This is a genomic window from Psychrobacillus mangrovi, from assembly GCF_037104765.1.
GTDB classification, from domain to species: domain Bacteria; phylum Bacillota; class Bacilli; order Bacillales_A; family Planococcaceae; genus Psychrobacillus; species Psychrobacillus mangrovi.
Window position 1 is genome coordinate 145695 of record NZ_JBAWSY010000001.1, and the last position, 22858, is coordinate 168552.

The 22858-nt window shown below is 32.8% G+C and carries 28 protein-coding genes and 1 riboswitch; of the genes, 8 read left to right on the plus strand and 20 right to left on the minus strand.

Annotated features, from left to right (window positions below; all coding sequences use genetic code 11):
- The first annotated feature begins 12 nt into the window (after positions 1-12).
- Positions 13-1308: an arsenic transporter gene (locus WAX74_RS00760; protein WP_336495744.1), complete on the plus strand. Its 1296-nt coding sequence runs from the start codon at positions 13-15 to the stop codon at positions 1306-1308.
- Between the two features lie 100 nt (positions 1309-1408).
- The gene (arsC, locus tag WAX74_RS00765; protein ID WP_336495745.1) at positions 1409-1822 is read left to right on the plus strand and encodes an arsenate reductase (thioredoxin); all 414 of its coding nucleotides are present in this window, start codon (positions 1409-1411) and stop codon (positions 1820-1822) included.
- A 42-nt stretch (positions 1823-1864) separates the two neighbouring features.
- Here the strand turns inward: arsC and WAX74_RS00770 are convergent, their stop codons facing one another.
- From WAX74_RS00770 to WAX74_RS00800, 7 genes are all read right to left on the minus strand, one after another.
- Positions 1865-2527: a hypothetical protein gene (locus WAX74_RS00770; protein ID WP_336495746.1), complete on the minus strand. Its 663-nt coding sequence runs from the start codon at positions 2525-2527 to the stop codon at positions 1865-1867.
- Positions 2524-3171, minus strand: a complete 648-nt coding sequence (locus tag WAX74_RS00775) for an HAD family hydrolase (protein WP_336495747.1) — start codon at positions 3169-3171, stop codon at positions 2524-2526. The genes WAX74_RS00770 and WAX74_RS00775 overlap by 4 nt, the downstream gene beginning before the upstream one ends.
- Positions 3172-3200: 29 nt before the next feature.
- Positions 3201-3623, minus strand: coding sequence for a FosM family fosfomycin resistance protein (gene fosM, locus WAX74_RS00780; RefSeq protein ID WP_336495748.1), 423 nt, complete (start codon positions 3621-3623; stop codon positions 3201-3203).
- Positions 3620-4246: a histidine phosphatase family protein gene (locus tag WAX74_RS00785; RefSeq protein WP_336495749.1), complete on the minus strand. Its 627-nt coding sequence runs from the start codon at positions 4244-4246 to the stop codon at positions 3620-3622. Before WAX74_RS00785 ends, fosM begins: the two co-directional genes overlap by 4 nt.
- 5 nt (positions 4247-4251) lie before the next feature.
- Positions 4252-4788, minus strand: coding sequence for a GrpB family protein (locus tag WAX74_RS00790; protein WP_336495750.1), 537 nt, complete (start codon positions 4786-4788; stop codon positions 4252-4254).
- 71 nt (positions 4789-4859) lie between these two features.
- The gene (locus tag WAX74_RS00795; RefSeq protein WP_336495751.1) at positions 4860-5501 is read right to left on the minus strand and encodes an alpha/beta hydrolase; all 642 of its coding nucleotides are present in this window, start codon (positions 5499-5501) and stop codon (positions 4860-4862) included.
- Positions 5502-5503: 2 nt separating this feature from the next.
- On the minus strand, positions 5504-6019 hold the full coding sequence (locus tag WAX74_RS00800; RefSeq protein WP_413788892.1) for a DUF1572 family protein: 516 nt from the start codon (positions 6017-6019) through the stop codon (positions 5504-5506).
- A 139-nt stretch (positions 6020-6158) separates the two neighbouring features.
- Between WAX74_RS00800 and WAX74_RS00805 the strand changes: the two genes are divergently transcribed.
- Positions 6159-7091 carry an aldo/keto reductase gene (locus tag WAX74_RS00805; protein WP_336495752.1) on the plus strand — a complete coding sequence of 311 codons (933 nt, stop codon included), beginning with the start codon at positions 6159-6161 and terminating at the stop codon, positions 7089-7091.
- 55 nt (positions 7092-7146) lie between these two features.
- Here WAX74_RS00805 and metA read toward each other — a convergent pair whose 3' ends face one another.
- The 7 genes from metA to WAX74_RS00835 form a co-directional block, all read right to left on the minus strand.
- Positions 7147-8055: a homoserine O-acetyltransferase MetA gene (metA, locus tag WAX74_RS00810; RefSeq protein ID WP_336495753.1), complete on the minus strand. Its 909-nt coding sequence runs from the start codon at positions 8053-8055 to the stop codon at positions 7147-7149.
- A gap of 78 nt (positions 8056-8133) precedes the next feature.
- Positions 8134-8243: riboswitch (SAM riboswitch) on the minus strand.
- 141 nt (positions 8244-8384) lie between these two features.
- Complete coding sequence (abc-f, locus tag WAX74_RS00815) at positions 8385-10259, minus strand: ribosomal protection-like ABC-F family protein (protein ID WP_336495754.1); 1875 nt, start codon at positions 10257-10259, stop codon at positions 8385-8387.
- Positions 10260-10373: 114 nt separating this feature from the next.
- Positions 10374-10505: an RAxF-45 family protein gene (locus WAX74_RS20950; RefSeq protein ID WP_413788893.1), complete on the minus strand. Its 132-nt coding sequence runs from the start codon at positions 10503-10505 to the stop codon at positions 10374-10376.
- Between the two features lie 65 nt (positions 10506-10570).
- Complete coding sequence (locus WAX74_RS00820) at positions 10571-10786, minus strand: hypothetical protein (protein WP_336495755.1); 216 nt, start codon at positions 10784-10786, stop codon at positions 10571-10573.
- Positions 10787-10885: 99 nt separating this feature from the next.
- On the minus strand, positions 10886-11281 hold the full coding sequence (locus tag WAX74_RS00825) for a sporulation protein (protein WP_336495757.1): 396 nt from the start codon (positions 11279-11281) through the stop codon (positions 10886-10888).
- A gap of 5 nt (positions 11282-11286) precedes the next feature.
- Positions 11287-12480 carry an AI-2E family transporter gene (locus WAX74_RS00830; protein ID WP_336495758.1) on the minus strand — a complete coding sequence of 398 codons (1194 nt, stop codon included), beginning with the start codon at positions 12478-12480 and terminating at the stop codon, positions 11287-11289.
- A 70-nt stretch (positions 12481-12550) separates the two neighbouring features.
- Entirely contained in the window at positions 12551-13492 is a 942-nt protein-coding gene (locus tag WAX74_RS00835) for an LCP family protein (protein WP_336495760.1), read from the minus strand.
- 121 nt (positions 13493-13613) lie between these two features.
- On the opposite strand from WAX74_RS00835, the gene msrA reads away from it, so the two are divergent.
- On the plus strand, positions 13614-14129 hold the full coding sequence (gene msrA, locus WAX74_RS00840) for a peptide-methionine (S)-S-oxide reductase MsrA (protein WP_336496194.1): 516 nt from the start codon (positions 13614-13616) through the stop codon (positions 14127-14129).
- A gap of 24 nt (positions 14130-14153) precedes the next feature.
- Here msrA and WAX74_RS00845 read toward each other — a convergent pair whose 3' ends face one another.
- On the minus strand, positions 14154-14705 hold the full coding sequence (locus WAX74_RS00845; protein WP_336495761.1) for a recombinase family protein: 552 nt from the start codon (positions 14703-14705) through the stop codon (positions 14154-14156).
- 92 nt (positions 14706-14797) lie between these two features.
- On the opposite strand from WAX74_RS00845, the gene WAX74_RS00850 reads away from it, so the two are divergent.
- Positions 14798-16225 (plus strand): SulP family inorganic anion transporter, encoded by a 1428-nt coding sequence (locus WAX74_RS00850; RefSeq protein ID WP_336495762.1) that lies wholly within the window; start codon positions 14798-14800, stop codon positions 16223-16225.
- A gap of 204 nt (positions 16226-16429) precedes the next feature.
- The gene (locus WAX74_RS00855; RefSeq protein ID WP_336495763.1) at positions 16430-18025 is read left to right on the plus strand and encodes an ABC-F family ATP-binding cassette domain-containing protein; all 1596 of its coding nucleotides are present in this window, start codon (positions 16430-16432) and stop codon (positions 18023-18025) included.
- Between the two features lie 58 nt (positions 18026-18083).
- Here WAX74_RS00855 and WAX74_RS00860 read toward each other — a convergent pair whose 3' ends face one another.
- Together WAX74_RS00860 and WAX74_RS00865 are read right to left on the minus strand one after the other, a co-directional pair.
- Positions 18084-19355 carry an S-adenosylmethionine decarboxylase related protein gene (locus tag WAX74_RS00860; RefSeq protein ID WP_336495764.1) on the minus strand — a complete coding sequence of 424 codons (1272 nt, stop codon included), beginning with the start codon at positions 19353-19355 and terminating at the stop codon, positions 18084-18086.
- 127 nt (positions 19356-19482) lie between these two features.
- Positions 19483-19968, minus strand: coding sequence for a YkvA family protein (locus WAX74_RS00865; RefSeq protein WP_336495766.1), 486 nt, complete (start codon positions 19966-19968; stop codon positions 19483-19485).
- Positions 19969-20067: 99 nt separating this feature from the next.
- On the opposite strand from WAX74_RS00865, the gene WAX74_RS00870 reads away from it, so the two are divergent.
- A complete protein-coding gene (locus tag WAX74_RS00870) occupies positions 20068-20706 on the plus strand; it encodes a hypothetical protein (RefSeq protein ID WP_336495767.1) in 639 nt (212 codons plus the stop codon).
- A gap of 52 nt (positions 20707-20758) precedes the next feature.
- On the opposite strand, the gene WAX74_RS00875 is transcribed toward WAX74_RS00870, so the two are convergent.
- The 3 genes from WAX74_RS00875 to WAX74_RS00885 form a co-directional block, all read right to left on the minus strand.
- Positions 20759-21574: an STAS domain-containing protein gene (locus tag WAX74_RS00875; RefSeq protein WP_413788909.1), complete on the minus strand. Its 816-nt coding sequence runs from the start codon at positions 21572-21574 to the stop codon at positions 20759-20761.
- A gap of 135 nt (positions 21575-21709) precedes the next feature.
- Positions 21710-21910, minus strand: coding sequence for a cold-shock protein (locus WAX74_RS00880; protein WP_053589611.1), 201 nt, complete (start codon positions 21908-21910; stop codon positions 21710-21712).
- Between the two features lie 190 nt (positions 21911-22100).
- Positions 22101-22379 (minus strand): DUF1033 family protein, encoded by a 279-nt coding sequence (locus WAX74_RS00885; RefSeq protein ID WP_336495771.1) that lies wholly within the window; start codon positions 22377-22379, stop codon positions 22101-22103.
- Positions 22380-22540: 161 nt separating this feature from the next.
- Here WAX74_RS00885 and WAX74_RS00890 point away from each other — a divergent pair, with 161 nt between their 5' ends.
- Positions 22541-22822 (plus strand): acylphosphatase, encoded by a 282-nt coding sequence (locus tag WAX74_RS00890; protein WP_336495772.1) that lies wholly within the window; start codon positions 22541-22543, stop codon positions 22820-22822.
- Positions 22823-22858: the final 36 nt, after the last annotated feature.

Sequence of the window (22858 nt, forward strand, 5' to 3'; positions counted from 1 at the left end):
GGAGGAATTAAATTGTCTGAAGCAATTTTGGCATCATTGATCTTTCTACTGACACTAGTATTAGTTATCTGGCAACCTAAGAACTTATCTATCGGATTTTCTGCCTGTGGTGGAGCTTTGTTAGCATTATTAGTTGGAGTTGTTGGATTACAGGATGTATTAGATGTAATAGGAATCACATGGAATGCAACTTTATCATTTGTTGCAATAATACTCATCTCGTTAATATTGGATGAGATTGGATTATTTGAATGGGCAGCCCTTCATATGGCGAAAGCAGCTAAAAGCAATGGCTTGAAAATGTTTGTTTATGTAAGTATTTTAGGTGCAATTGTCGCAGCTTTTTTTGCTAACGACGGAGCAGCATTAATATTGACACCAATTGTTTTAGCAATGGTACGAAATTTAAAATTTAAAGAAAGTATGATTTTTCCATTTATTATGGCTAGTGGTTTTATTGCCGATACAACTTCACTTCCCTTTATCGTAAGTAACCTAGTGAATATCGTGTCCGCAGATTTCTTTCAAATAGGATTTGTAGAATATGCTTTACGTATGATTTTACCGAACTTATTCTCACTAACAGCTACTATTGTCATTTTGTTAATTTACTTTAGAAAAAATATTCCGAGAACTTATGACTTGTCTAAACTAAGAGTCCCATCGGAAGCTATTCGTGATTTCAAGATGTTTCATCTTTCTTGGTATATATTAAGTTTGTTATTGATTGGTTACTTTTTAAGTGAATTCATTGAAGTTCCTGTTTCAATTATTGCAGGAATTATAGCTATTTTCTTTCTTTTGATGGCAAGAAGAAGCACAGCCGTTAATACAAGAGCTGTAATTAAAGGTGCACCTTGGAGTATTGTTTTTTTCTCAATTGGAATGTATGTTATCGTATATGGTTTAGGAAATGCTTGGCTAACACACTCACTATCTTATGTGATTCAATATGTAGCAGACCAAGGTTTATTTGTTGCTACTATGGGAATGGGCTTTATTGCCGCGTTCATGTCCTCCATTATGAACAATATGCCTACAGTGATGATTGATGCTTTAGCTATAGCTGAAACGAACACTAATGGAACCATCCGAGAAGCGCTTATTTACGCAAATGTAATAGGATCTGATTTAGGACCTAAAATAACACCTATTGGATCTCTTGCAACATTAGTGTGGCTCCATGTTTTATCGCAAAAAGGAGTTAAAATTTCATGGGGCACTTATTTTAAAACTGGGATTATATTAACGATTCCAATCTTATTTATCACATTGTTCGGTTTATATATCAACTTGATATTATTTTAGCTCTGTTAAATTATAGCTGCTGAAACGAATAACAAAAGCCAATTATATAACAAACAACCGTAAAAAATGACAAATCAATATTATAAAGGAGAATGAAATTATGTCTAAAAAAACGATATACTTTCTATGCACAGGTAATTCTTGTAGAAGCCAAATGGCTGAAGGGTGGGCAAAAAAGCACTTAGGTGATCAATGGAATGTATACAGTGCAGGTATTGAAGCACATGGATTAAACCCTAATGCAGTAAAAGTGATGACTGAAGCTGGAATAGATATTTCCAGTCAAACTTCTGATGTCATTGATCAAGAATTATTACTAAATGCAGATTTAGTAGTTACTTTATGTGGCGATGCAAGAGACAAATGTCCAATAACACCACCCCAAGTAAAAAGAGAGCATTGGGGCTTTGATGACCCTGCCAAGGCTACTGGAACAGAAGAAGAAAAGTGGGCGTTTTTTCAACGGGTAAGAGACGAAATTGGAGAAAAAATAGAACAATTCTCAAGAAATTAAAGAATAGCAAGGATCAAATTTTAATATTGATCTTTGCTATTCTTATTTTTGCTTAAGATTTAATTGAACTTCCAATGAGTCTATTAAGGTATGAAGCGGATTAATAACAGTAATAGAGGTCTCCCGCTCCACTTTAACTGAAGCACTAACCATAGATAATTGAGCAACTGAAATAATTTTATTTCCTTCATTCATCAGTTTATGGATACACGTATTTATTGCTTCGTTGTATTTCTCTTTTTGTCCTTGCATAAGTAATTCAAATGAATTTTCTATAACGATTACTTCCATTACTAAATTCTTTTGATGCTTATTTGTATAATTATATAATCTATCCAAGGTACCTTTGACTGTTGCAGGATTTGTAAATAGGATAACTTGTGGCTCATCAATTGAACAAATTACTTCAAAAAAAGGTTCATCTATTTTGATAATTGGGATTGGTAAAGAAAGGTCATCCTCATTTAGTAAGGCGATATAGTTAGTACAAGTTATAAGGATTGCATCTGCATTAATCTTGGCAATCCATTCTACTTGCTCTTTAACCTTTTGCTGAGCATCAGAATATTGGAAACTATTATCATGAGTAACTCTATTCATGAGACCAGGGTCTACAAAATGAATTAGTTCTATTTCATAAGATGCGAGAGCAGTTTCTATATATTCGATATTTGAATGATGTGCGTGCAAGCATGCTAATTTCATTTAAACTCCACCATACTGAGAGAATGTTTGAAATCGTTAATTTTAGTGAATACCTGATCTGGCTTAGTGATAAAATCATCTGTCTGATAATTCTCTAACCATTGCACCCCAATCGTAAAAATCCCAGCTTGAAGACCAGCTAAAATATCTGCCTCGCTATCCCCAATAAAAGCAGCTTCCTCTTTTTGTACGTTTAGAATAGTTAATGCCTTATTGACTCCCTCTGGATGAGGCTTCGGAAATTGTACATCATCTCCAGTTATAATTACATCAAACATTTCCTCCATTTGAAGTGCTTTTAAAGAAATATCCAAACTTCTCTTTGCTTTACCTGTAACTATACCAAGCTTTATTCCCAATTCTTTTATATGTATTAATAAATCGTCTATTTCTCTATTACTTTGCACAAAATTACTATGTTTTTCTAAATAGCTTTCATAAAATTTCTCAATTGCCTTTTCTATGTTACGGTTAATTAGGTTTTCTTTAATAATTCCAGTCTCAGAAGGACCAAACATTGCTTTAATTTCTTCTGAAGATAATTCTTTATTATCAAACTCTTTAAAAACACTTTGAAAAGAGTAGTAACAAATTGGCAATGTATTCGCTAGCGTTCCGTCAAAATCAAAAATAATGGCTTTCATTTCAACACTCCCAGTATGGTTTATATTATCTAATCATTAAATTCCATATACTTTTTTTCAAGTCTATAGTACTCAATTCTGTCTTGTAATGTACCAGTATGAAATTCGAATTTATGTCCATCTGGATCAGTAAAGTAAATAGACTTCTTGTCTCTCGCATCTCTTTCACGTCCTGGAAGGATATTAACACCTAACTCCTTTAATCTAACGTATGTATTCTCATAGTCCGCTTCCTCTATTGAAAAGGCAATATGAGTATAGGACTCATTAATTTCATTTCGAGGTATTTTCTGTTCTTCATTTAATGCAAGCCACATTCCACATAAATCAAAATAAGCGGTACTCTTTCCTTTTACCAATAGCCTTGCATCAAAGACATCTTGATAGAATTTGAGTGATTGTTCTAAATTGGATACAGAAAACAAAAAATGATTTAAGCCTTTAATCTTCATTTCTTCTCCTCGTTATTAATTTCTATAGGTCTATATATTGTGTATCCGGTATTTAACGAGTTCGTATTATTCTCATCTATTCTTCTAACTTCAATTAACTGGTTCTCATAAAAAGAAAGCCTATATATGTCTGGCATAGCTAGCTTCTCCCAGAAATGAAAGTCATATTTCTTATCAAAGTAGTTCATGATCAAAACCATGAGGTTACCATGTGTACCAATAACAACATTTTTCCCTTTGTATTCATCTAAAACTTGCATGGTTGCTTTAACCCCTCTTTGTTGAGCCTTTTTATTCGACTCACCTCCATCAAAAGTGAAGTCAGGGTTTGACCATACTTTTGTTATAGCTTTATTAAAATCTCCTACTGGAAGTAAAGACAGAGTTCGTTCCTTAAAATCCTCATTAATTACAATGTTAAGACCTATGTACCTGGCAATTCCATCAACTGTTTGAATCGCCCTTTTATATGGGCTAGAAATGACATAATCAATATTTTCTTGCATCAATTTTTCAGTTATTGAAAATGCGTCTTCTTTCCCACGATCTGATAGGGGTCTTTCAAGTTCATCTGGCGTGTATATAGAGTGGGCATGTCTAACAAAATATAAATTGGTTATCATTATTTTCACCTCAAATTTGTTCGTAAAGCAAAAATGCCTTTTACAAATGGTTCTTTTAGAGCTGTATACGTTGTTATATTCATATTTTCACTTTCGGCAAAAACTATTTTCAACTTTTTATATTCTTCTCTTACCTCTTTTTTTGTATTTAAATAATCTCTGAAAAAAATCAGGTTTTTCCATATCTCCTTGTCGTAGTCGACTAAATGGATATAATGAGTTTTTACTTTGTATGTATTATCTGTAAATTTAGCTAACACAATTTCTCCTGGCCTTTCCACTCGCAATCGATTAAAACCAATACTCTGTAAGGCTTTCATAAAGGTGTTATCTATATGCTTTATATCATTTAAACCTATTAATATATCGATGATGGGCTTTGCATCCATCTCTTTAATTGCTGTACTCCCTATATGTTCTATCTGTTTTGTTTGCAATTTTGTAACCGCCACAATCTCCTGTTTAACTCTATTAAATTCTATATTCCACTCACTAGTATATTTACATAGTTTTACTTCATCTTTAGATAAACCCAGTCTCATGAAAATTTGTCCTTTCCAAAAGAAATACCCCTCTTCTTATATTCTGCAAGAGGGGTGTATAATCCTTTAATTTAACTTATTTGTTCGTCTAAAAAAGTAACTAAATCTCTTTGATTTCCTGGTGCAACACCATGTGCAACTGGATAGCTTTTAAAGGTAACCTTTGCTCCCTTTTCTACGAAATAATCTCTACTAGCTGTTCCCCATTCATATGGCAGCATATTATCAAATTCACCATGTGATATAAATGCATTTAAATTATTCACTGATTGATGCTCATACTCTTCTTTTACAAATGCTGGAATATAGCCGCTTAGTGCAATAATTCCTTTTATTTTGTCACCCATAACCAATGCTAACGATTGAGTCAATATAGCACCTTGGCTAAAACCGAGAAGGAAAAGCTGATTAGTATCAATAGAATAATTATTACTTAATTCTTCTATTAATGACTGAAGATCCCCTACTACCTGATCAAAAACAGCACGATGAGGTTTCCCTAGACCCTCTATTGTAAAAAACGCATATCCAGGGGGTTGTGAAATCGGTCCACGAATACTAAAAATATGGCATTTCTCATTGAAGCTAGAAACAAGACCAACCAAATCGTTTTCATTGCTCCCCATTCCATGCATTAAAAATAATGCTGGATATTTTTTATTGTCTTCTAAATCTTGTGGAGCACTATGGATATAAGTAAAATTTGAATTCATTATTATTTTCCTTTCTTTTTAGGTATTGACAAAGTAGTCCACTTATCTTCTGGTGTAACTTGTTTGGCTAGATAAATTATCTGTCCAACGTGAATAGAAATATGTGTAATACTTCGTATGAATGCTTCCAAGACAGTATGTGATTTATTTCGAATATATATCGTTTGAAGTAAGTGTTTTTCTTCTATACTATCAATTGCTTTCAAAAATACTTCACAACCTATTTCCCACACTTTAAGTAATTCTTCCCGTGATTCTATTGTACTTTCGAATTCACCGTCCCTATCTCTGTCGATCTTTTCTCCATCAGTCGATAAAAAGTCTGTCCATCGAGAAATTAAGTTTCCGCTCATATGCTTCACTAGAACATCTACACTATTTGATTGTTCATTTGGCGACCAAAAAATTGCTTTTTCGTCCATTTGCATAATCGCTTTGTCTGTATCTCTTTTCAACTCCACAAATTTCAACCGTATATTCCGAACAAATTCAGCATGTATTATAGTTGAATCTGACAATAACATCATCTCCTTTTATACTATTTTCAATAACCAATAATGTTTTACCTTCCTTCTTTCCAAAGAAATCAAATCCCTTTGAGTGAAACGATATTATTGGTAACATTATACTAGAATATATAGAAAAGGAGATGTTAATATGATTTCAAAAGTAGAAATTGGCAAAACCACACTATTTGTGAATCCTGTTGGTCTAGGAACAAATGCAGTTGGTGGCCATAATTTGTTTCCTAATTTAAATGATGAAACCGGAAAAGATATTGTGCATACAGCACTTAACAATGGAATTGATTTTTTAGATACGGCTTATATTTACGGCATTGGTAGATCTGAAGAGTTAATTGGCGAAGTATTAAAAGAAACAAAGAAACGAAGTGAAATAATTCTAGCTACTAAAGGCGCTCATAAAATCACGGATGAAAAAGTAGTCATTGACAACTCCCCTGCTTATTTAAGAGAAACTGTGGAAAACAGTTTAAAACGACTTCAGACGGACTATATTGATTTATTCTACATCCATTTTCCCGATGATAACACACCAAAAGCTGAAGCAGTCGGTACACTTCATCGTTTAAAAGAAGAAGGAAAAATACGCGCAATTGGAGTATCTAACTTTACTTTAGATCAGTTAAAAGAAGGTAACCAAGATGGTTATATTGAAGTACTTCAATCTGGATATAACTTATTAAAACGTGATGCAGAAAAGGATTTACTACCTTATACAAAAGAACATGATATCTCCTTTATTCCTTATTTCCCACTTGCTTCGGGTCTATTAACAGGTAAGTATGATAAAAACAGTACTTTTGGAGAAGGTCTCTCAAAAAATCCTTTATTCCAAGGGGAAGCATATGTTAACAATTTGGAAAAGGTGGAGCAGCTTCGACATATTGCCAACGATAAAAATGTAGGCGTTTCTAACATTGTGCTTGCATGGTATTTAACGAGAGAGAGTATTGACACTATTATACCAGGTGCTAAAAAACCTGGACAAGTTCTAGATAATTTGAAAACTGTAGATGTTCAACTAACCAAACAAGAAATAGACAGAATCGACCAGATTTTTCAATAATATAAATAAAATAGGAGGCTGAACAAAAGAATACTTTTGTTCAGCCTCTTTTTCGTTATTCCCACTCGTAAGGTGTTTCTTGATAAACATAATAATTTAACCAATTATAAAATAATAGATGGGTATGAGATCGCCAAGAATTTAATGGTTGTCTAGAAGGATTATCATTTGGAAAGTAATTTTCCGGAACATCAATTTCAATTCCTTTGTTCACATCACGAGCATATTCTTCCGCTAAAGTCGTTGCATCATATTCCAAATGCCCAGTTATCATAATATGCTTTTCGTCTTCTGAAATTACAAGGAAAACGCCGGCTTCTTTTGAATTAGATAGCAGATTAAGTCTGGTATCATTTATAATTTCATCATATGAGACAGAAGTGTAACGAGAAACGGGTGCATAAAACTCATCATTAAATCCTCGCACTAAATTAACAGTTGGATCTGATAAACGGTGAGAAAAAACGCCAAAGCATTTCTTGGACAATTCAAATTTACCAATTCCATAATGATGATAAAGAGCAGCTTGTGCACCCCAACATATATGTAAGACAGAAGTAACGTTGGTTTTCGACCAATCCATTATTTCTGTCATTTCGCTCCAATAATTTACATCTTCAAATTTCAAATGTTCAATTGGTGCCCCAGTAATGATCATTCCGTCATACTTCCGGTGTTTAACCTCTTCAAAAGTTGTATAGAAAGTGTCTAGATGTGTTTTACTAACATTTTTGGACTCATATGTTGCAGTATTCATGAAGGTCACATTCACTTGTAAGGGTGTATTACCTAATAATCTAAGAAGTTGTAATTCTGTTTTTTCTTTTTCTGGCATCAAATTTAATATAATAATGTTGAGCGGACGAATATCCTGAGCAACTGCACGCTCCTCGTCCATAATAAATATTTTTTCTTTCTTCAGTAACTCTGCAGCAGGCAATTGTTTGGGAATTTTAATTGGCATACATTTCTCCTCTTTTCCGTAAAAATAAAAACCCTCTTTTCTAATAGATAAGAAAAGAGGGTAAGCAAATGCTCTCAGTTCTTATCTTTCAAGATTAAAAATCTTGTAGGAGTTAGCACCTTTCTAACAAATGTTAGAGGTTGCTGAAGCTTCACAGGGCCATTTCCCTCAGCTTCTCTTGATAAGAGTATATTATTTTTTATTCTAATACATTATTTTCATACTATCATTTTCTGAACATTTAAGCAATGACCTATTATATTTAAACACGATTGATTGCTTCTGCTTTTCTATTTAAACAAAGTGGACTTATAAGATAATGAAATCTATTATTCTTGTCTATCCAACCAGATTTCCATTAATTTTTCTAGTTTCAGTTCCTTCTCGTCAATTACTAATAATAATTTTTCATAATCATTCCAGTCATTTTGATCATCCTTCTCTTGTCTTAGTTTACTTATTTCGTTTTCCATTTCAAAAATTTGTTCTTCTATTGATAATATTTCTAGTTTTCCCTTACTTTTTTGGGTTTTTACTTTTTCTTTAATTTCAATTGATTTTGTTGTCTCATGCATTACTTGGAGCTCGTTCCACTTTCCTCGGGCCCATTCATAAGATCCTTCAAAAGTAGTCAAACGTCCAGAGTCCAGCCATGCAGTACGAGGAAATAATTTATTTAAAAAGTAACGATCATGAGAAACGGTTAAAATTGTACCCTGAAAGTCTTCTAGTGCATCTTCTAATACTTCTCTCGATTCTATGTCTAAATGGTTGGTTGGTTCATCTAATATTAACAAGTTGATATCTTGGTGCATTAATTGGGCAAGTCGAAGTCGCATACGCTCTCCACCACTTAAATCCCCCACCCGTTTAAAGACATCTGGACCATAGAACATAAACTGTGCTAAAATGTGCCGTGCTTCCCCTTCCGCAACGCTCACTTCACTTCTAAATACATCTATTAAACGTTCTTTTGGATTCAATATCTCAAAGTGTTGAGAAAGAAACCCAATCCGTACATTACTACCTAATCTAGCAGTACCTTCATCCGGATTAATTTCACCTCGCAATAACCTTAGAATTGTTGATTTTCCTGTTCCATTTCGTCCAACTATTGCAACTCTATCTTTCCAATAAACATTCAAATTCGTTTTTAAAAGTAGTATTTTTTCTCCGAATGACTTAGAAACGTCTTCCATAATGACAACTTCTTTACCACTTCTAGGTGCAGCATCGAATGATAAACTCATCTTCTTAGGGTCTATAATTGGTTTTCTCACTTTCTCCATTCTTTCTAATGCACGTTCCATGTTTCTAGCTTGTCGATGAAGCCCAGGATTTGGTGGAACAGCTTCATTTGCCCACTGTCTCAACCGCTTAATTGCTTCCCTCATTTTTTTTATCTTTTTTTGTTGTTCTTCATATTCCTGAAATTCCCTCATGAGTCGATCTTCCTTGTCAACTATATAAGAGGAATAGTTACCATGGTATAGAGTTAATTCTCCGTCCTCTAGATCAGCTACTTTTGTGATTACTTGATCTAAAAAGTATCTATCGTGCGAAATAATAACAACGGTTCCTGTGTAGTTAACTAAATATTGTTCTAGCCATTCAACAGCAAATAAGTCTAAATGGTTGGTTGGTTCATCTAATAACAATAAATCTGGTTGTGTTAACAATAATTTACCTAGCATTATTTTTGTTTGCTCTCCACCACTTAAGTTTGAAAAAGATTGGTGAACGAACGAGGATAATTGTAAACCTTGGATAACTCTTTCTATTTCTGAATCCAAAGAATATCCCCCAAGATTAGTGAAATCCTCTTGTACATTTCCATATTCTTGAAGCAATTTTTCCATATCAGTTTGATTATCCGTATAGGATAATTTTTCTTCTATTTGTTGCATTTTCGATTGTATTGCTTTTAGCTTTTCGAAAGCACTATTTAAAACATCCATACCTGTTACTTCTTCAGAAAAAGATGGTATCTGTGCTAAATGGCCAATTTTAGTTCCTTTTTTAAAGTTGATAATACCAGTATCTGGTGACTCCATGCCGGTAATCAATTTAAATAGTGTCGTTTTTCCTGATCCGTTTCTTCCGACAATTCCCAATTTGTCTCTTGTTTTAATCGACAAAGATAAGTTTTCAAAAATGGTATTTCCTCCGAGCATTTTACTTACATCTTGTATTGTACAAATCATATGTTTCGCTTCCTTTCAAGTTCAATATAGCTGGAAGCACTTTTTCTGCACAAAAAAAGACTGCTTGAAAAGCAGTCCTCTCCCATTAAAATATGGTTCAGAAAGAATGACTTATCAGCTGTGAAATTCATTTAATTTACTAAAAATGGGCAGACTTCTCCCGTTGTTAGAAATTTCATGAGTAATCGCACAGAAAATGGATAAAAATACCAATATAAATCCATATGCGTTCACAGCGTTTTTCATACTTTCTTCACCTCCGTTCAGTTAGTTAAAAATATTCTAACATATAATTATTTTATTCACAATAATCATTTTTCAATAAGATGATCATTGTTATCGTCTTTATCAATAATACCCTCTTCATTTTCAACATTTACATCTTCATTACCAGTTACAGGACTATTACCAGTCTTACTATCAAGCTGTGTTTCCGTCTTGGGTGGTCCATTTGTGTCACGATTTGATCCACACGCTGATAAGCTCAGCAATAGGAAAACTAGAGAAACGCTAAGAATTTTTCGCATAAAATGTCTCCTCGTTTTTCATTAGATTGCTCATATTCTAATGTTTTATCCATAAAAAAACTCCAATACTTTACGTATTGGAGTTTGGTTGGCGTTTAATTATTCTTCAATATCAAAGTGAATTTCATCTTCGTCATTATATTCAGAACCATTTTCAAATAAAACGGTAGTTCTTAATATAAGATTGCTTACGTCGTCATCTCCATGTGGAAGCCATCTTTCATCTGGCATAATTTCAAAGGGAATCATTTGAACATCTTTAGAAGCAACAGCTCCGACTAATTCGATGGAATGCTTTGAAATAACTTTTGAAACTTCCCCATTAATTAATTTGAAAACCTCTAGTTTAATATTTTCAATTGATTCATCATCATGGACTCCGTTAATATATATTGTCCCTGATAGGTTGATACCATGCTCTATATATGGGTGATCAACTACTGTTTCTATTTTTATTGATTGTACCTCAATGCAAGATTCAAATTTCCTGGCCATTACTCTCAATCCACCTTGTTATTTGTATACTCATAATGATTTTCTATAACTGGTTCATATTTATTGTAACGTCTTTTAAATAAAGTATAAAAATGTGAAATAATAACTTTTAATATTGCATACCCTGGAATCCCTAATATTACACCTGGTACACCAAATAAAGATCCCGAAGTAATTAAAACAAATATTATAGTTATAGGGTGTACATGCAGTGATTTACCCATTATCTGTGGAGAAATAAATTTCCCTTCTACTAATTGAACTATTGTCCATACTACTGCAAGTTTTACTAACATAAATGGAGAAGTAACAAGGGCAATTATAGCAGCTGGAGTTATTGCGATTACCGGTCCTAAATAAGGAACAACACTAGTTACAGAAGCAATGACACCAAGTAAAAATGCATAATCCATCCCAATAATAGAGAATCCAATAAATATCATAAATCCTATGCACATAGACACTAAAATCTGTCCTTGAATATAAGAACTGATTTGTTTATCAATATCATGGAAAACTGATTGTAAATCATCTCGCATACGGGGTGGAAAAAGCTTCATCACAAACTTTGGAAGTTTTTCTCCATCTTTTAATAAATAAAAAACGATAAACGGGACTGTTACAATTGCTAAAATAAAACTAGTTAACACTCCAACTATGGAAGATATACCAGTAGCAATTCCAGTAACTGTACTTTGAATAAATTCACCAATTTCTGTCGGTAAATCTTTCAAAATCGTATTTACCTGGGTTTCAATTTGCGAATAATAATCGGAAACTATTGAAGTACGCAAAAAAGTGTCTAGTGAGTTAATTAATTGGATAAAGTAACCAGGAAACTCTGCTACCAATTTCGTAGACTGTGCCTTTAAAAAAGGAAAGACTAGAAAAACAAGAAGAGTTACAAGTCCAATTAATGCTAAGAAAATTATTAGGATGCCCCATACTCTTGGTATTTTAATACGCTCAAGCAATCGTAATATCGGTCTTAACAAATAATATACAATGACCGCTAAGATGATAGGTAATATTACGTTTCCTAAAAATACAGTTAACGGAACAAAGATAAATGAAATTTTGTCGTAGATCATAATGACAAGACCGATTAACAATAGCATAATTAGTGTAAAGAAAGTATTACGTCCACCTAGAAATTTTATGTATCTCGTAGAAAAAAAAGAAGGTTTTTCAGGCTCCACTTTTATCAAACTCCCTTTTCTATATATTCTTATTTTACGGAGGAAAAAAAAGTTTAGCAACGTATACGATTTACTTTTCTAAAAATTTCGTTATGGCTGTTATATTTTCTTCAGTATCAATCTCAATAACCGAACCAGCATGAGAATAGCTATTGAAGGAATACGAGCCTTCTACTGGAATCGTTAATTTATCAATTTCTACCTTTCCGCTAGTAATAGCATCAATTACTCGTTTTGCCTTATCAGCTTTAGAATAGTCTGTTTCTATATAACCCTCCATAGCACCTACAAATTTGGGCACTTTCGGTAAGTTTTTAACGGAAAGTATTTCATCCTTTAAAGCTTCTATAACTATTTGTTGGCGAGAAACCCTTCCAAAATCCCCTTCTTTATCAGAGCGAAATCTTGCATAACCAAGCAATTCTTTACCATTAAGGTCTTGTTGCCCTTTTGTTAAAGAAACCCCGATTTTCTCAGACATATCTTTTTCTACATTTATTGGCACCCCATCAGGAGCAATAATATCTACCAATGATTCAAAACTGCTAAAATCAATAAGAGCATAATGGTGAATTGGTAAATCAAACATTCCTTTGAGTGTTTCTGTCAATAATTGAACTTCTCCTAAATAATAGGCAGTATTTAGTTTATATGACTGATAACCTGGAATATCAGCATATATATCTCGCATGAAGGAAATAATTTTCACATCGTTTTCTTTTTTATCCCAGGAAACAATCATCATAGTATCTGTACGTGCTTTATCTTGTCCACGAGAATCTACACCAAGAACTAAAATATTTTCCCTTTCCCCAGTAGCAAGTACATCCCCCTCAAACACTGAAGGCTCTTGTTTTACATTCTGACTCAAATTATAACCAATATTGTATTGGACGAAGGAATATACTCCACCAATTAATATGACTAATACTAAAAATGAAAAGAACACCCTACCTAATCTAAGTTTTCTTTTGCGTTTTCGCCTTGTTTGTTTTTCTTGATTTTCATCCATCCTAAAATCTCTCCTTCATATTATAATAATAACGTATTTTGAGACATTTAGTTTCAGTTTTTTGTGCATCGTTCCTTGAAATGATAGAATAAGTTTTACAAGATTAGGAGGGATAAATTTGATAGAGAAAGCAACTTTTGCAGGTGGCTGTTTTTGGTGTATGGTGAAACCGTTTGATTCATGGGATGGTATACATAAAGTGACATCTGGTTACATGGGAGGAACTCTAGAAAATCCAACATATGAAGATGTTAAAAAAGGTAACTCGGGCCATTTAGAAGTAGTGGAAATTCAATTTGATCCTGCTGTCTTCTCATATGAACAATTACTAGAAATTTATTGGCAACAAATAGACCCAACGGATGCTGGAGGTCAATTTCAAGATCGCGGAGAAAGTTACACTACAGCAGTTTTCGTACACACAGAGGAGCAAAGAGAGAAAGCGGTAAAATCAAAAGAAACATTAGAAGCAAGCGGTAAATTTTCTAAACCAATCGTAACGACTATACGTGATGCAAAGACTTTTTACGAAGCCGAAGAGTACCACCAAGATTTTTATAAAAAAAGTCCAGACCATTACAAAGAAGACAGAGCCCAGTCAGGCAGAGATGAATTTATAGAAAAAAACTGGAAATAAGAGTTAGCTATGCTAGCTCTTTTTTTATACTTCCGTATTTTCTAAATATCTATACAATGTTGATTTACTAATACCTGTTTCATTTTTAATATCTAACAATGTATAAAGGTCGCTGTGGTACATTTCAATAGCTTTTTTAATATTTTCATCGGATTTCTTGGGACGTCCTAAACTTTTCCCTTTACTTTTTGCGGTCTCTAATCCAAGCTTAGTTGATTGTTTTATAATATCCGAATGAAAGCGTATAAAGTGTGACAAAATAGTAGATAAATCTTCCTCTAAAATTCGATCACTCGATAACCCCTCGTCAATAAATCGAATAGAAACTCCGTCTTTTTTTACTATTTTTAAAATATCCATTAAATGATGTAAAGTGTCTGCAAGAACGATAAACTTTTCAACTAAGATAACGTCCCCTTTTTGCATAGTCATCAACAATTCTTCTAGGACTTCCCTTTTTTTTGGAGAGCCATGCCTTTCACTTAAAGTATAATTTACTTGATATTCATATAATTTTCGGGTTTGTTCTTTACAATTTTCATCGTTATACAACGGTCTTTTATAGCCATAAATCATAATTATCTCCTCAAATCAGTCTCATAAAGGTTCCTTTTTAGGAAAATGCATGCTATTATATTTTAGTCAATTTTAATCGAAGGAGTTTTAACATGCAAACTATCAAAGAACAATGGTTTGGAAATATTCGTGGTGATATACTCTCGGGCATCGTTGTAGCTCTTGCGTTAATTCCAGAAGCCATTGCTTTTTCAATTATCGCTGGTGTTAATCCAATGGTAGGTTTATATGCATCTTTTTGCATAGCAGTCATTATAGCATTTGTTGGTGGGAGACCTGGGATGATCTCAGCTGCAACAGGAGCGATGGCTCTTCTAATGGTGCCACTAGTTAAAGAATACGGTCTTGACTATTTACTTGCAGCCACCATTTTAACTGGAGTTATTCAAATATTATTTGGTGTTTTTAAAATAGCAAAATTAATGAAGTTTATTCCCAATGCCGTAATGATCGGTTTTGTAAACTCACTTGCAATTTTAATATTTATGGCTCAAGTTCCTCATTTTATTGGTATAAATACATTAACATATATTTATGTAGTAATTACACTTGTAATTGTTTATGTAGTACCTCGCTTTTTTAAAGCAATTCCCGCCCCCCTCATTGCGATTGTTTTATTATCAATTGTTGCAATTTCTAGTGGAGCAGAACTTAAGACAATAGGTGACTTAGGAAATCTAACACAATCTTTACCAAGCTTTTTAATACCGAATGTCCCTTTCAATCTTGATACGTTGGGTATCATCTTTCCCTATTCCATTGCACTTGCTATTGTGGGTTTACTGGAATCATTATTAACTGCATCTATTGTGGATGATATGACAGGAACCGATAGTGATAAAAATAAAGAGGCTCGTGGACAAGGAATCGCGAACTTCATTAATGGCTTTTTCGGTGGTATGGCTGGTTGTGCAATGATTGGACAATCTGTCATTAATGTCAAATCCGGCGGTAGAGGACGTCTCTCTACTCTCATTGCAGGACTGTTTTTAATATTTTTAATAATTGTGTTGGGAGAACTGGTCGTAAAAATTCCAATGCCTGTTCTTGTAGGTATTATGATTATGGTGTGCATCGGTACTTTTGATTGGGGCTCCTTTAAATATGTTATCAAAGCACCAAAAACAGATGCTTCTGTGATGCTTGTAACTGTAATTATTGTTGTTGCAACTCATGACCTTTCCAAAGGTGTTATAGCTGGTGTTTTATTAAGTGCAATTTTCTTTGTTGCAAAAATCTCAAAAATAAAAGTGATAGAAAATAACGGAAGTTTTATTGTGGAAGGTCAATTGTTTTTTGCTTCAACAGAAAGTTTTATTAAAGCTTTTGAGAAGGTTGAAAATAATCAAGTTCAAATTGACTTTACAAACAGCCATCTATGGGATGAATCTGCAGTAGCTAGTGTGTTAAAAGTTGTAAGAAAGCTTGAAGAAAAAGGTTCTTCAGTTGAAATAATAGGTCTGAATGCTTCTAGTCAAAAACTATATAATATATTATTAGGCTTATCGCCGATCCACTAAAGGGAGAAATATTATGTACTAGGAAATGTAAGTCATAAAGTAATGAAACGTGTTCGCTTCGCCGCGATTATAGTAAAATAGAATCTTTAGAAAACTTGAAATGGAATTATCCAGATTTTAAGTATAAATAATAAGTATTCTATATACCTAGAAGAACCAGTTTCATGCTATAATAAGAGCATTGTGAATTTAGGAGGTACGAGTATGATTGCAGTAAGTAATGTTAGTCTTCGATTTGGTGACCGTAAGTTATTTGAAGACGTAAATATAAAATTCACTCCAGGTAACTGTTATGGATTAATTGGTGCAAATGGAGCGGGAAAATCTACATTTATTAAAATCCTCTCTGGCGAAATAGAGCCTCAAGAGGGAAATGTAATTATGAACCCTGACGAACGTCTAGCGATTTTAAAACAAAATCACTTTGAGTACGAGGAATATACTGTTTTAGAAACAGTAATAATGGGTCACAAACGTTTATATGAAGTAATGAATGAAAAAAATGCTATCTATATGAAAGAAGACTTTTCAGATGAAGATGGAATGCGAGCAGCTGAACTTGAAGGTGAATTTGCCGACTTGAATGGTTGGGAAGCAGAATCTGAGGCAGCTATCCTTTTACAAGGTTTAGGAATTCCAGATAGTATGCATCAAAAGAAGATGTCTGAATTAACGGGGTCTGAGAAAGTTAAAGTGCTATTATCCCAAGCTCTTTTTGGTAAACCAGATGTATTGCTTTTAGATGAACCTACCAACCATCTTGATATTAAAGCTATTCAATGGTTAGAAGATTTCCTAATTAACTTTGAAAATACTGTTATTGTTGTTTCACATGACCGTCATTTCTTAAACAAAGTATGTACTCATATCGCTGACTTAGACTTTAGCAAAATTCAAGTTTATGTTGGGAACTATGACTTTTGGTATGAATCAAGTCAACTTGCTTTAAAATTGGCTTCTGATCAAAATAGTAAAAAAGAAGAAAAAATTAAAGAACTTCAAGCGTTTATTGCTCGATTTAGTGCAAATGCATCTAAATCAAAACAAGCGACTTCTCGTAAGAAAATGTTAGACAAAATTGAATTAGATGACATTAGACCGTCTTCAAGAAAATATCCTTATGTGAATTTCTCCATGAAACGTGATATTGGTAATGATGTTTTACAAGTTCAAGATTTAGGTTATACATTTGAAGGAGAAAAACTTTTCTCTAAAATGAATTTTACTTTAAATAAAGAAGATAAAATTATTCTCTTAGGTGATGAACTTGCAAAATCAGCTCTACTTCGCATTCTTGCAGAAGAAGAGGAACCACAAGAGGGTTCTATTCGTTGGGGTGTAACAACATCTCGTGCATACTTCCCTCTGGACAATGCAAAGTATTTTGAAGGAAGCGAGACTTCACTAGTAGACTGGTTACGTCAATATTCTCCAGATGACGAAAGTGAAACATTCCTCCGAGGATTTTTAGGGCGTATGTTATTCTCTGGTGAAGAAGTGAAGAAAAAACCATCTGTTCTATCCGGAGGAGAAAAAGTTCGCTGTATGCTATCTAAAATGATGCTATCCGAATCAAACGTACTTCTCCTTGATGAGCCGACAAACCATTTGGATCTCGAATCCATTCAAGCATTAAATAATGGATTAATTGCATTTAAAGGCGCAATGATTTTTACTTCTCATGACCATCAATTCATTCAAACGATCGCGAATCGTGTTATTGAAATTAAAGAGGACGGTTCAATCTTAGATAAACAGTTATCTTACGACGAATTTTTGGAATGGAAAGAACAACAATAAAAATGAACAGGGTATTCTTTTTCGATATTTATCGAAGAGAACACCCTGTTTTCTTTATTTATTTTAATGGCCTTTTTAATCTTTGATGTAAAAGTCCTTCTGATCGATTATTTTCACCTATTACAAAATCAGTCATATAATAAGATAGATATTTTCCATAATTATTACTTGTTTTCAATAACAGCTCATCAACGTAATACGCACCTTTTGGAATTTGGTCTAAAAGCAAAACTGCTAATGATGCATAAACTCCGCAAGCTACTTGAAAATAGGTTGCATTTGTTTTATATTTTTTTAATATCGCATTATTATTACCTATATTGTATATAAAACGTTCCTTATCCTCATATACAAGAAGCACGCCGATTAAATCTTCTCCGATTAAAGTAGATTCTAGAGGATCCAATACTTTTTTTTCTAAACTCCATAGCTTATCCAATTCATCTATATTTGAACGTATTAACTCCGTTGTATGATCATTTACTTTATATAAAAAGCCACACTCAAAATCAAATTGCTTACCTAAAGTGAGTACTTCCTCATGCGGCATTAAGCATCCGTAAAACTGTTTGTCACCTAACGTCACCTTAAATTCAACATCATAAACCCTATCATATAAAAAATGGGGGGTGTGTTGCTTCATAAACATTGGGTAGTTCAATATTGCTTCATCTAGAAAACCTTCTGGAGACCAAGTAGTATAAATGACATTCTCTTTTGCGATTTTATTATTTTTGTAAAATGTATTATCATGTTCTACTATATAACAACCAAGAGGTTTACCTTCATCTTTATACATATTTATTAACTGAATTGCCATCCATTGCACAACACCTGGATTCATGCCTGACCCAATTATAGAAGTGGAATTATTTAATAAGTTTTTCTTCTTTTCTAGAATTTTGAAACGTTCAATTAACCCAAATCTTTCATCTTGCTCTTCATTTCCATCAATTATTGTACTTTCTACCGCTGTGTTTACATATTTGATTCCTAATTTATCACAAGTTTCAAGCATTTTAACTGTATCTGCACGAGAAACATCTATAACTAAAGATGTCATCGATTGTTTAAGATGATTTATAAAATTATTAGTATCACTTAAATCAAATTGGTGTATTACAAATTGGTTTTCTAAATTGGGAAATAAATTATTATAATAGGACTCTTCTCTTTGTTTATGATCAATCAAATGAATCTTACTAAGCTTTATATATTTATAAATGGAATCCTCTGGATCATTTGCAGACTTATTTAATATAGAGAGTATTGATTTAGCAACCCCTCCACTACTACCTAGAATTGATATAACCGTATTATTAAAACTCACTCTACCACCTCATATGTTTTTTTTAATATATGAGATAAAATGATTAGAGTTTAGACTGTTGACTTATAGATTAATAAATATAAAAAAATGACTTTAAACCCATGAGAGAATTTAAAGTCATTTGTTCTTAAGATTTTTTTGTCTTTATAAATCTACCTAGCAACGATCTAGCAGGAAGCTTACCGAGCATTGTATTACTAGTCTCGGATATTTTCTTCAAAGCATTTAACAGTTTATCATCCCCTGCCCAATGCTCCTCAATAATTTCTGGAGAAAATCTATTTAATAACATATTAATTACAAATGTGGCAACAATAATATCATCGATAAATCCACCAGGACCAACTAAACCTTCTGGTAAGACATCGATTGGAGTAATAAAATATAATATTCCACTACCAATCAAAGTCTTGCTTTTTGTGTCAATACGGTTATCGAGCATTGCTTTAACTAATAAATGAAACAGATCAGGAGCAAATAATAGATAAGGAGCGAATTTATTTGCTTTTCCTGTGTTACTTTCTAAGAAATTTGTTATTTTCAGACGTAATTTTTCATAAAAATCTTTCTGTTGCTCATATGCTGGTAAATCTTTCTTTAGTTCTAAGCTCATTAAGATCTCCCCTCTCTCATTTAACTATACCAAAAAATATTTAATTTGAAACATTACAGCTACTGTAAGCGACTTTTTAAAATAATTTAGGAGGATAAAATGAAAAATTTATTATTTGTTTTAATTCCATTTCTTTTTCTCTTTGCCTGCCAATCTAATGAGGAAAATAATGAACCCAATAACCAAACGGTAATAACTACAGATAAGGAAACCAAAGTAGAATATGAAACCTTATCTCATTTTTTCCAAGCAGATCAAACAACTGCACAATTTAAAGGTGAAGGAAATGAATATGCATCTTACACTTTGAAAACTCAACATCCTTACGAAAACTATGTAATAACGTATGAAGACAATGGCGGTACCATTGTTCAAAGAATTTACAGAATAACAGAAGACAATATTGGTCTCCTCGCTGAAACTGCAGAAGCATATGAAACAGTTAAACCTTCCTTAGAAGAATTGGAATCCATGCAAGTAATTGATATATATTTAGCTGCTCCTCTTGAAGTTGGCACACATTTTAATGAATGGGAGATTATTTCTACATCTGAAACAGTAGAAACAGAATCCCAAACCTTCGAAAATGTTATTGTAGTTGAAAAAACGGAAGCACAAGGAAATATTACTCGAAAATTTTTTGTAAAAGACTTTGGTGAAATTAAAAGAGAATTTATTATGGTTTCCGAAGACGAAGAAGATATAACTGTCACATCTACATTTCAAAAGTTATTATAAATTAAAAGAAGCTTGTCCTAAATAGATAAGCTTCTAAAAGTGGTTAATTATATTAGCTAATAAAGAATTCTTTTAAAGCTTGTTGTAAAGTACCAAAAGTTTTTGTTTCTTTATCAAAACTAATACCTAAATTTATCATTTGTCTTACAACATCTGGTCGCAAGCCAGTAATAATTGTGCGACATCCCATCATAGAAGTACCGTAAATAGTTTTCATCAGGTGTTCAATTACTTTGTTTTCCATTTCGGCTATGCCCGATAAATCAATGATTAATGTTTGAATATGAAGTCTATTAATCTCTATCAAAACCTTTTCCTCTAAAACAGTCGTTCTAAATGAGTCCATTGTGCCAATTAAGGGCAGTATACATATAGCTGGAGTTATAGGAATAATCGGAACCGATAAGTTTTCAACAACTTCTCTTTGAGCGAGTATCAACGAGTCTTTAAATGTAGAATAGTTTATAAAGAAAGAATTTAAAAAGTCATCAATTTGATTATTGAGTTGTTTTTCCAATACGAATATCGAATCTAAATTAAACTTTTGAGTTTGGTTGTTAAATGCCTGCAAAAAGCTCCAAAGGGTCCTGCGAATTGCTTGTACCCATTCCAGTTTAAAGGATAAAGTCAAAGAATGTGTTGCCCAAGCTATTCCTTCTTGCTTTGCAAATAAAAGAAGTTCCTTCTGTTTATCTCCCTCAATTATGAAATTAATAAGTTTGTGTGCATTATTAATAAGGTCAATTTCTCCAACCCTTAGGATATCATCTATTTTATCTCTTACATTTACAGCTTGATTCAATAATTGGTTTTCAAAATTTTGTTTATGACTATCAAAATACTTTTTAACTTCATCATCAATTACCATCTTTTCCAAATTATTTTCCCCCTAGAAATATTAATACCCTCAAGAATTCTCTATTCCCATTATATGTCTTCTTTAAACATAAATTTTAAAAGAAAAAAAAGAAGCCCATCTAACAGACGAGCTACCTTTCTATTATTATAGTTTTGTTACGTTTGCAGCTTGAGGTCCCCGGTTACCTTCTACAACTTCAAATTCTACTTTTTGTCCTTCTTCTAGTGATTTGAAGCCCTCTCCAAGAATAGCAGAAAAGTGTACGAATACATCATTTTCGCCTTCTACTTCGATAAATCCAAATCCTTTTTCAGCGTTGAACCATTTTACAGTACCTTGTTTCATTCTATTACCTCCAGAAAATTAATCAATATGTGAAAAACAAAAATTCACATATTCCATGAAGTACCGACATCACATCGATCACTACATAGGATATGTGAATTACAAAACCGGCTTTTCACTATGAATTGTTATTTAAATTATAACAGTTGGATAAATTTAGTCAACAAATAATTATATAATTCAAAATCGTTTATCGAAGCTTATTCCAAATGATACCATGGTAAATTTGGAGGTCCTCATCACAAGAATCACAAAAACATTGTTCTTTTACTGACCAAAATGCCCAATATTTATCACCTTTTGCTTTTTCAAAAGGAAAATTTCCTCTAAATTCCTCCAGTTTCTTATTTAAATATTCCTGTGCCTCATTTTCTTCATTAAATGAAATACGTTCTAGTATATGCTCCTCCCAACCTTCAAATTCCCACCAAGGTTCGTAATCCGCTTTCATATATATAATTTCAACCATCTAATCGCCTTCTAACATATATTATTATTTCATATTTTACTGCTCTCCGATAAAAAGTCTACTCAAATGACTTATTCTGAACATTTAAAATTGAAAATCCCATGGTTATCAGTTAAGTTAAAGATAGAAGATATTTATTCATCTCAAAGGAGAAGATTTTTTTGAATAAACGAGCACATCTTATTATGCGCAGTGATGTAGATGGCGTGGGCTTTCGTTTTTTAGTAAAACAAAAAGCTCAATCTCTTGGCCTAAAAGGGCAGTGTAAACAAAATAACGAGAAAGAAATAATCATAGACATTGAAGGGAATACTAATAGTATGGAAGAATTCATTCAATATATTCAAAAAGGTGTATCTCCTATTATGAAAAACAACTCTTTTGAAATTGAATTTTTTGATGAATTAATTGGTTATACTTCAATGGAAACAGACATTGTATAATTTCCTTTTCACCCTTGAAATGAAACCTTCTTGTCT

Bases quoted from the DNA above. Each gene is read 5' to 3' on its own strand.
- WAX74_RS00865 (WP_336495766.1), bottom strand. From the start codon at position 19,968: ATGAGCTTAGAACTAAAGAAAGATTTACCAGCATATGAGCAACAGAAA.
- WAX74_RS00885 (WP_336495771.1), bottom strand. From the start codon at position 22,379: ATGGTTGAAATTATATATATGAAAGCGGATTACGAACCTTGGTGGGAA.
- WAX74_RS20950 (WP_413788893.1), bottom strand. From the start codon at position 10,505: ATGAAAAACGCTGTGAACGCATATGGATTTATATTGGTATTTTTATCC.
- WAX74_RS00850 (WP_336495762.1), top strand. From the start codon at position 14,798: ATGCAAACTATCAAAGAACAATGGTTTGGAAATATTCGTGGTGATATA.
- WAX74_RS00785 (WP_336495749.1), bottom strand. From the start codon at position 4,246: ATGATAACCAATTTATATTTTGTTAGACATGCCCACTCTATATACACG.
- WAX74_RS00805 (WP_336495752.1), top strand. From the start codon at position 6,159: ATGATTTCAAAAGTAGAAATTGGCAAAACCACACTATTTGTGAATCCT.
- WAX74_RS00795 (WP_336495751.1), bottom strand. From the start codon at position 5,501: ATGAATTCAAATTTTACTTATATCCATAGTGCTCCACAAGATTTAGAA.
- WAX74_RS00845 (WP_336495761.1), bottom strand. From the start codon at position 14,705: ATGATTTATGGCTATAAAAGACCGTTGTATAACGATGAAAATTGTAAA.
- WAX74_RS00770 (WP_336495746.1), bottom strand. From the start codon at position 2,527: ATGAAATTAGCATGCTTGCACGCACATCATTCAAATATCGAATATATA.
- abc-f (WP_336495754.1), bottom strand. From the start codon at position 10,259: ATGATTTGTACAATACAAGATGTAAGTAAAATGCTCGGAGGAAATACC.
- WAX74_RS00855 (WP_336495763.1), top strand. From the start codon at position 16,430: ATGATTGCAGTAAGTAATGTTAGTCTTCGATTTGGTGACCGTAAGTTA.
- fosM (WP_336495748.1), bottom strand. From the start codon at position 3,623: ATGAAGATTAAAGGCTTAAATCATTTTTTGTTTTCTGTATCCAATTTA.
- WAX74_RS00875 (WP_413788909.1), bottom strand. From the start codon at position 21,574: ATGGTAATTGATGATGAAGTTAAAAAGTATTTTGATAGTCATAAACAA.
- WAX74_RS00880 (WP_053589611.1), bottom strand. From the start codon at position 21,910: ATGAAACAAGGTACTGTAAAATGGTTCAACGCTGAAAAAGGATTTGGA.
- WAX74_RS00775 (WP_336495747.1), bottom strand. From the start codon at position 3,171: ATGAAAGCCATTATTTTTGATTTTGACGGAACGCTAGCGAATACATTG.
- arsC (WP_336495745.1), top strand. From the start codon at position 1,409: ATGTCTAAAAAAACGATATACTTTCTATGCACAGGTAATTCTTGTAGA.
- metA (WP_336495753.1), bottom strand. From the start codon at position 8,055: ATGCCAATTAAAATTCCCAAACAATTGCCTGCTGCAGAGTTACTGAAG.
- WAX74_RS00835 (WP_336495760.1), bottom strand. From the start codon at position 13,492: ATGGATGAAAATCAAGAAAAACAAACAAGGCGAAAACGCAAAAGAAAA.
- WAX74_RS00790 (WP_336495750.1), bottom strand. From the start codon at position 4,788: ATGAGACTGGGTTTATCTAAAGATGAAGTAAAACTATGTAAATATACT.
- WAX74_RS00820 (WP_336495755.1), bottom strand. From the start codon at position 10,786: ATGCGAAAAATTCTTAGCGTTTCTCTAGTTTTCCTATTGCTGAGCTTA.
- WAX74_RS00870 (WP_336495767.1), top strand. From the start codon at position 20,068: ATGAAAAATTTATTATTTGTTTTAATTCCATTTCTTTTTCTCTTTGCC.
- WAX74_RS00825 (WP_336495757.1), bottom strand. From the start codon at position 11,281: ATGGCCAGGAAATTTGAATCTTGCATTGAGGTACAATCAATAAAAATA.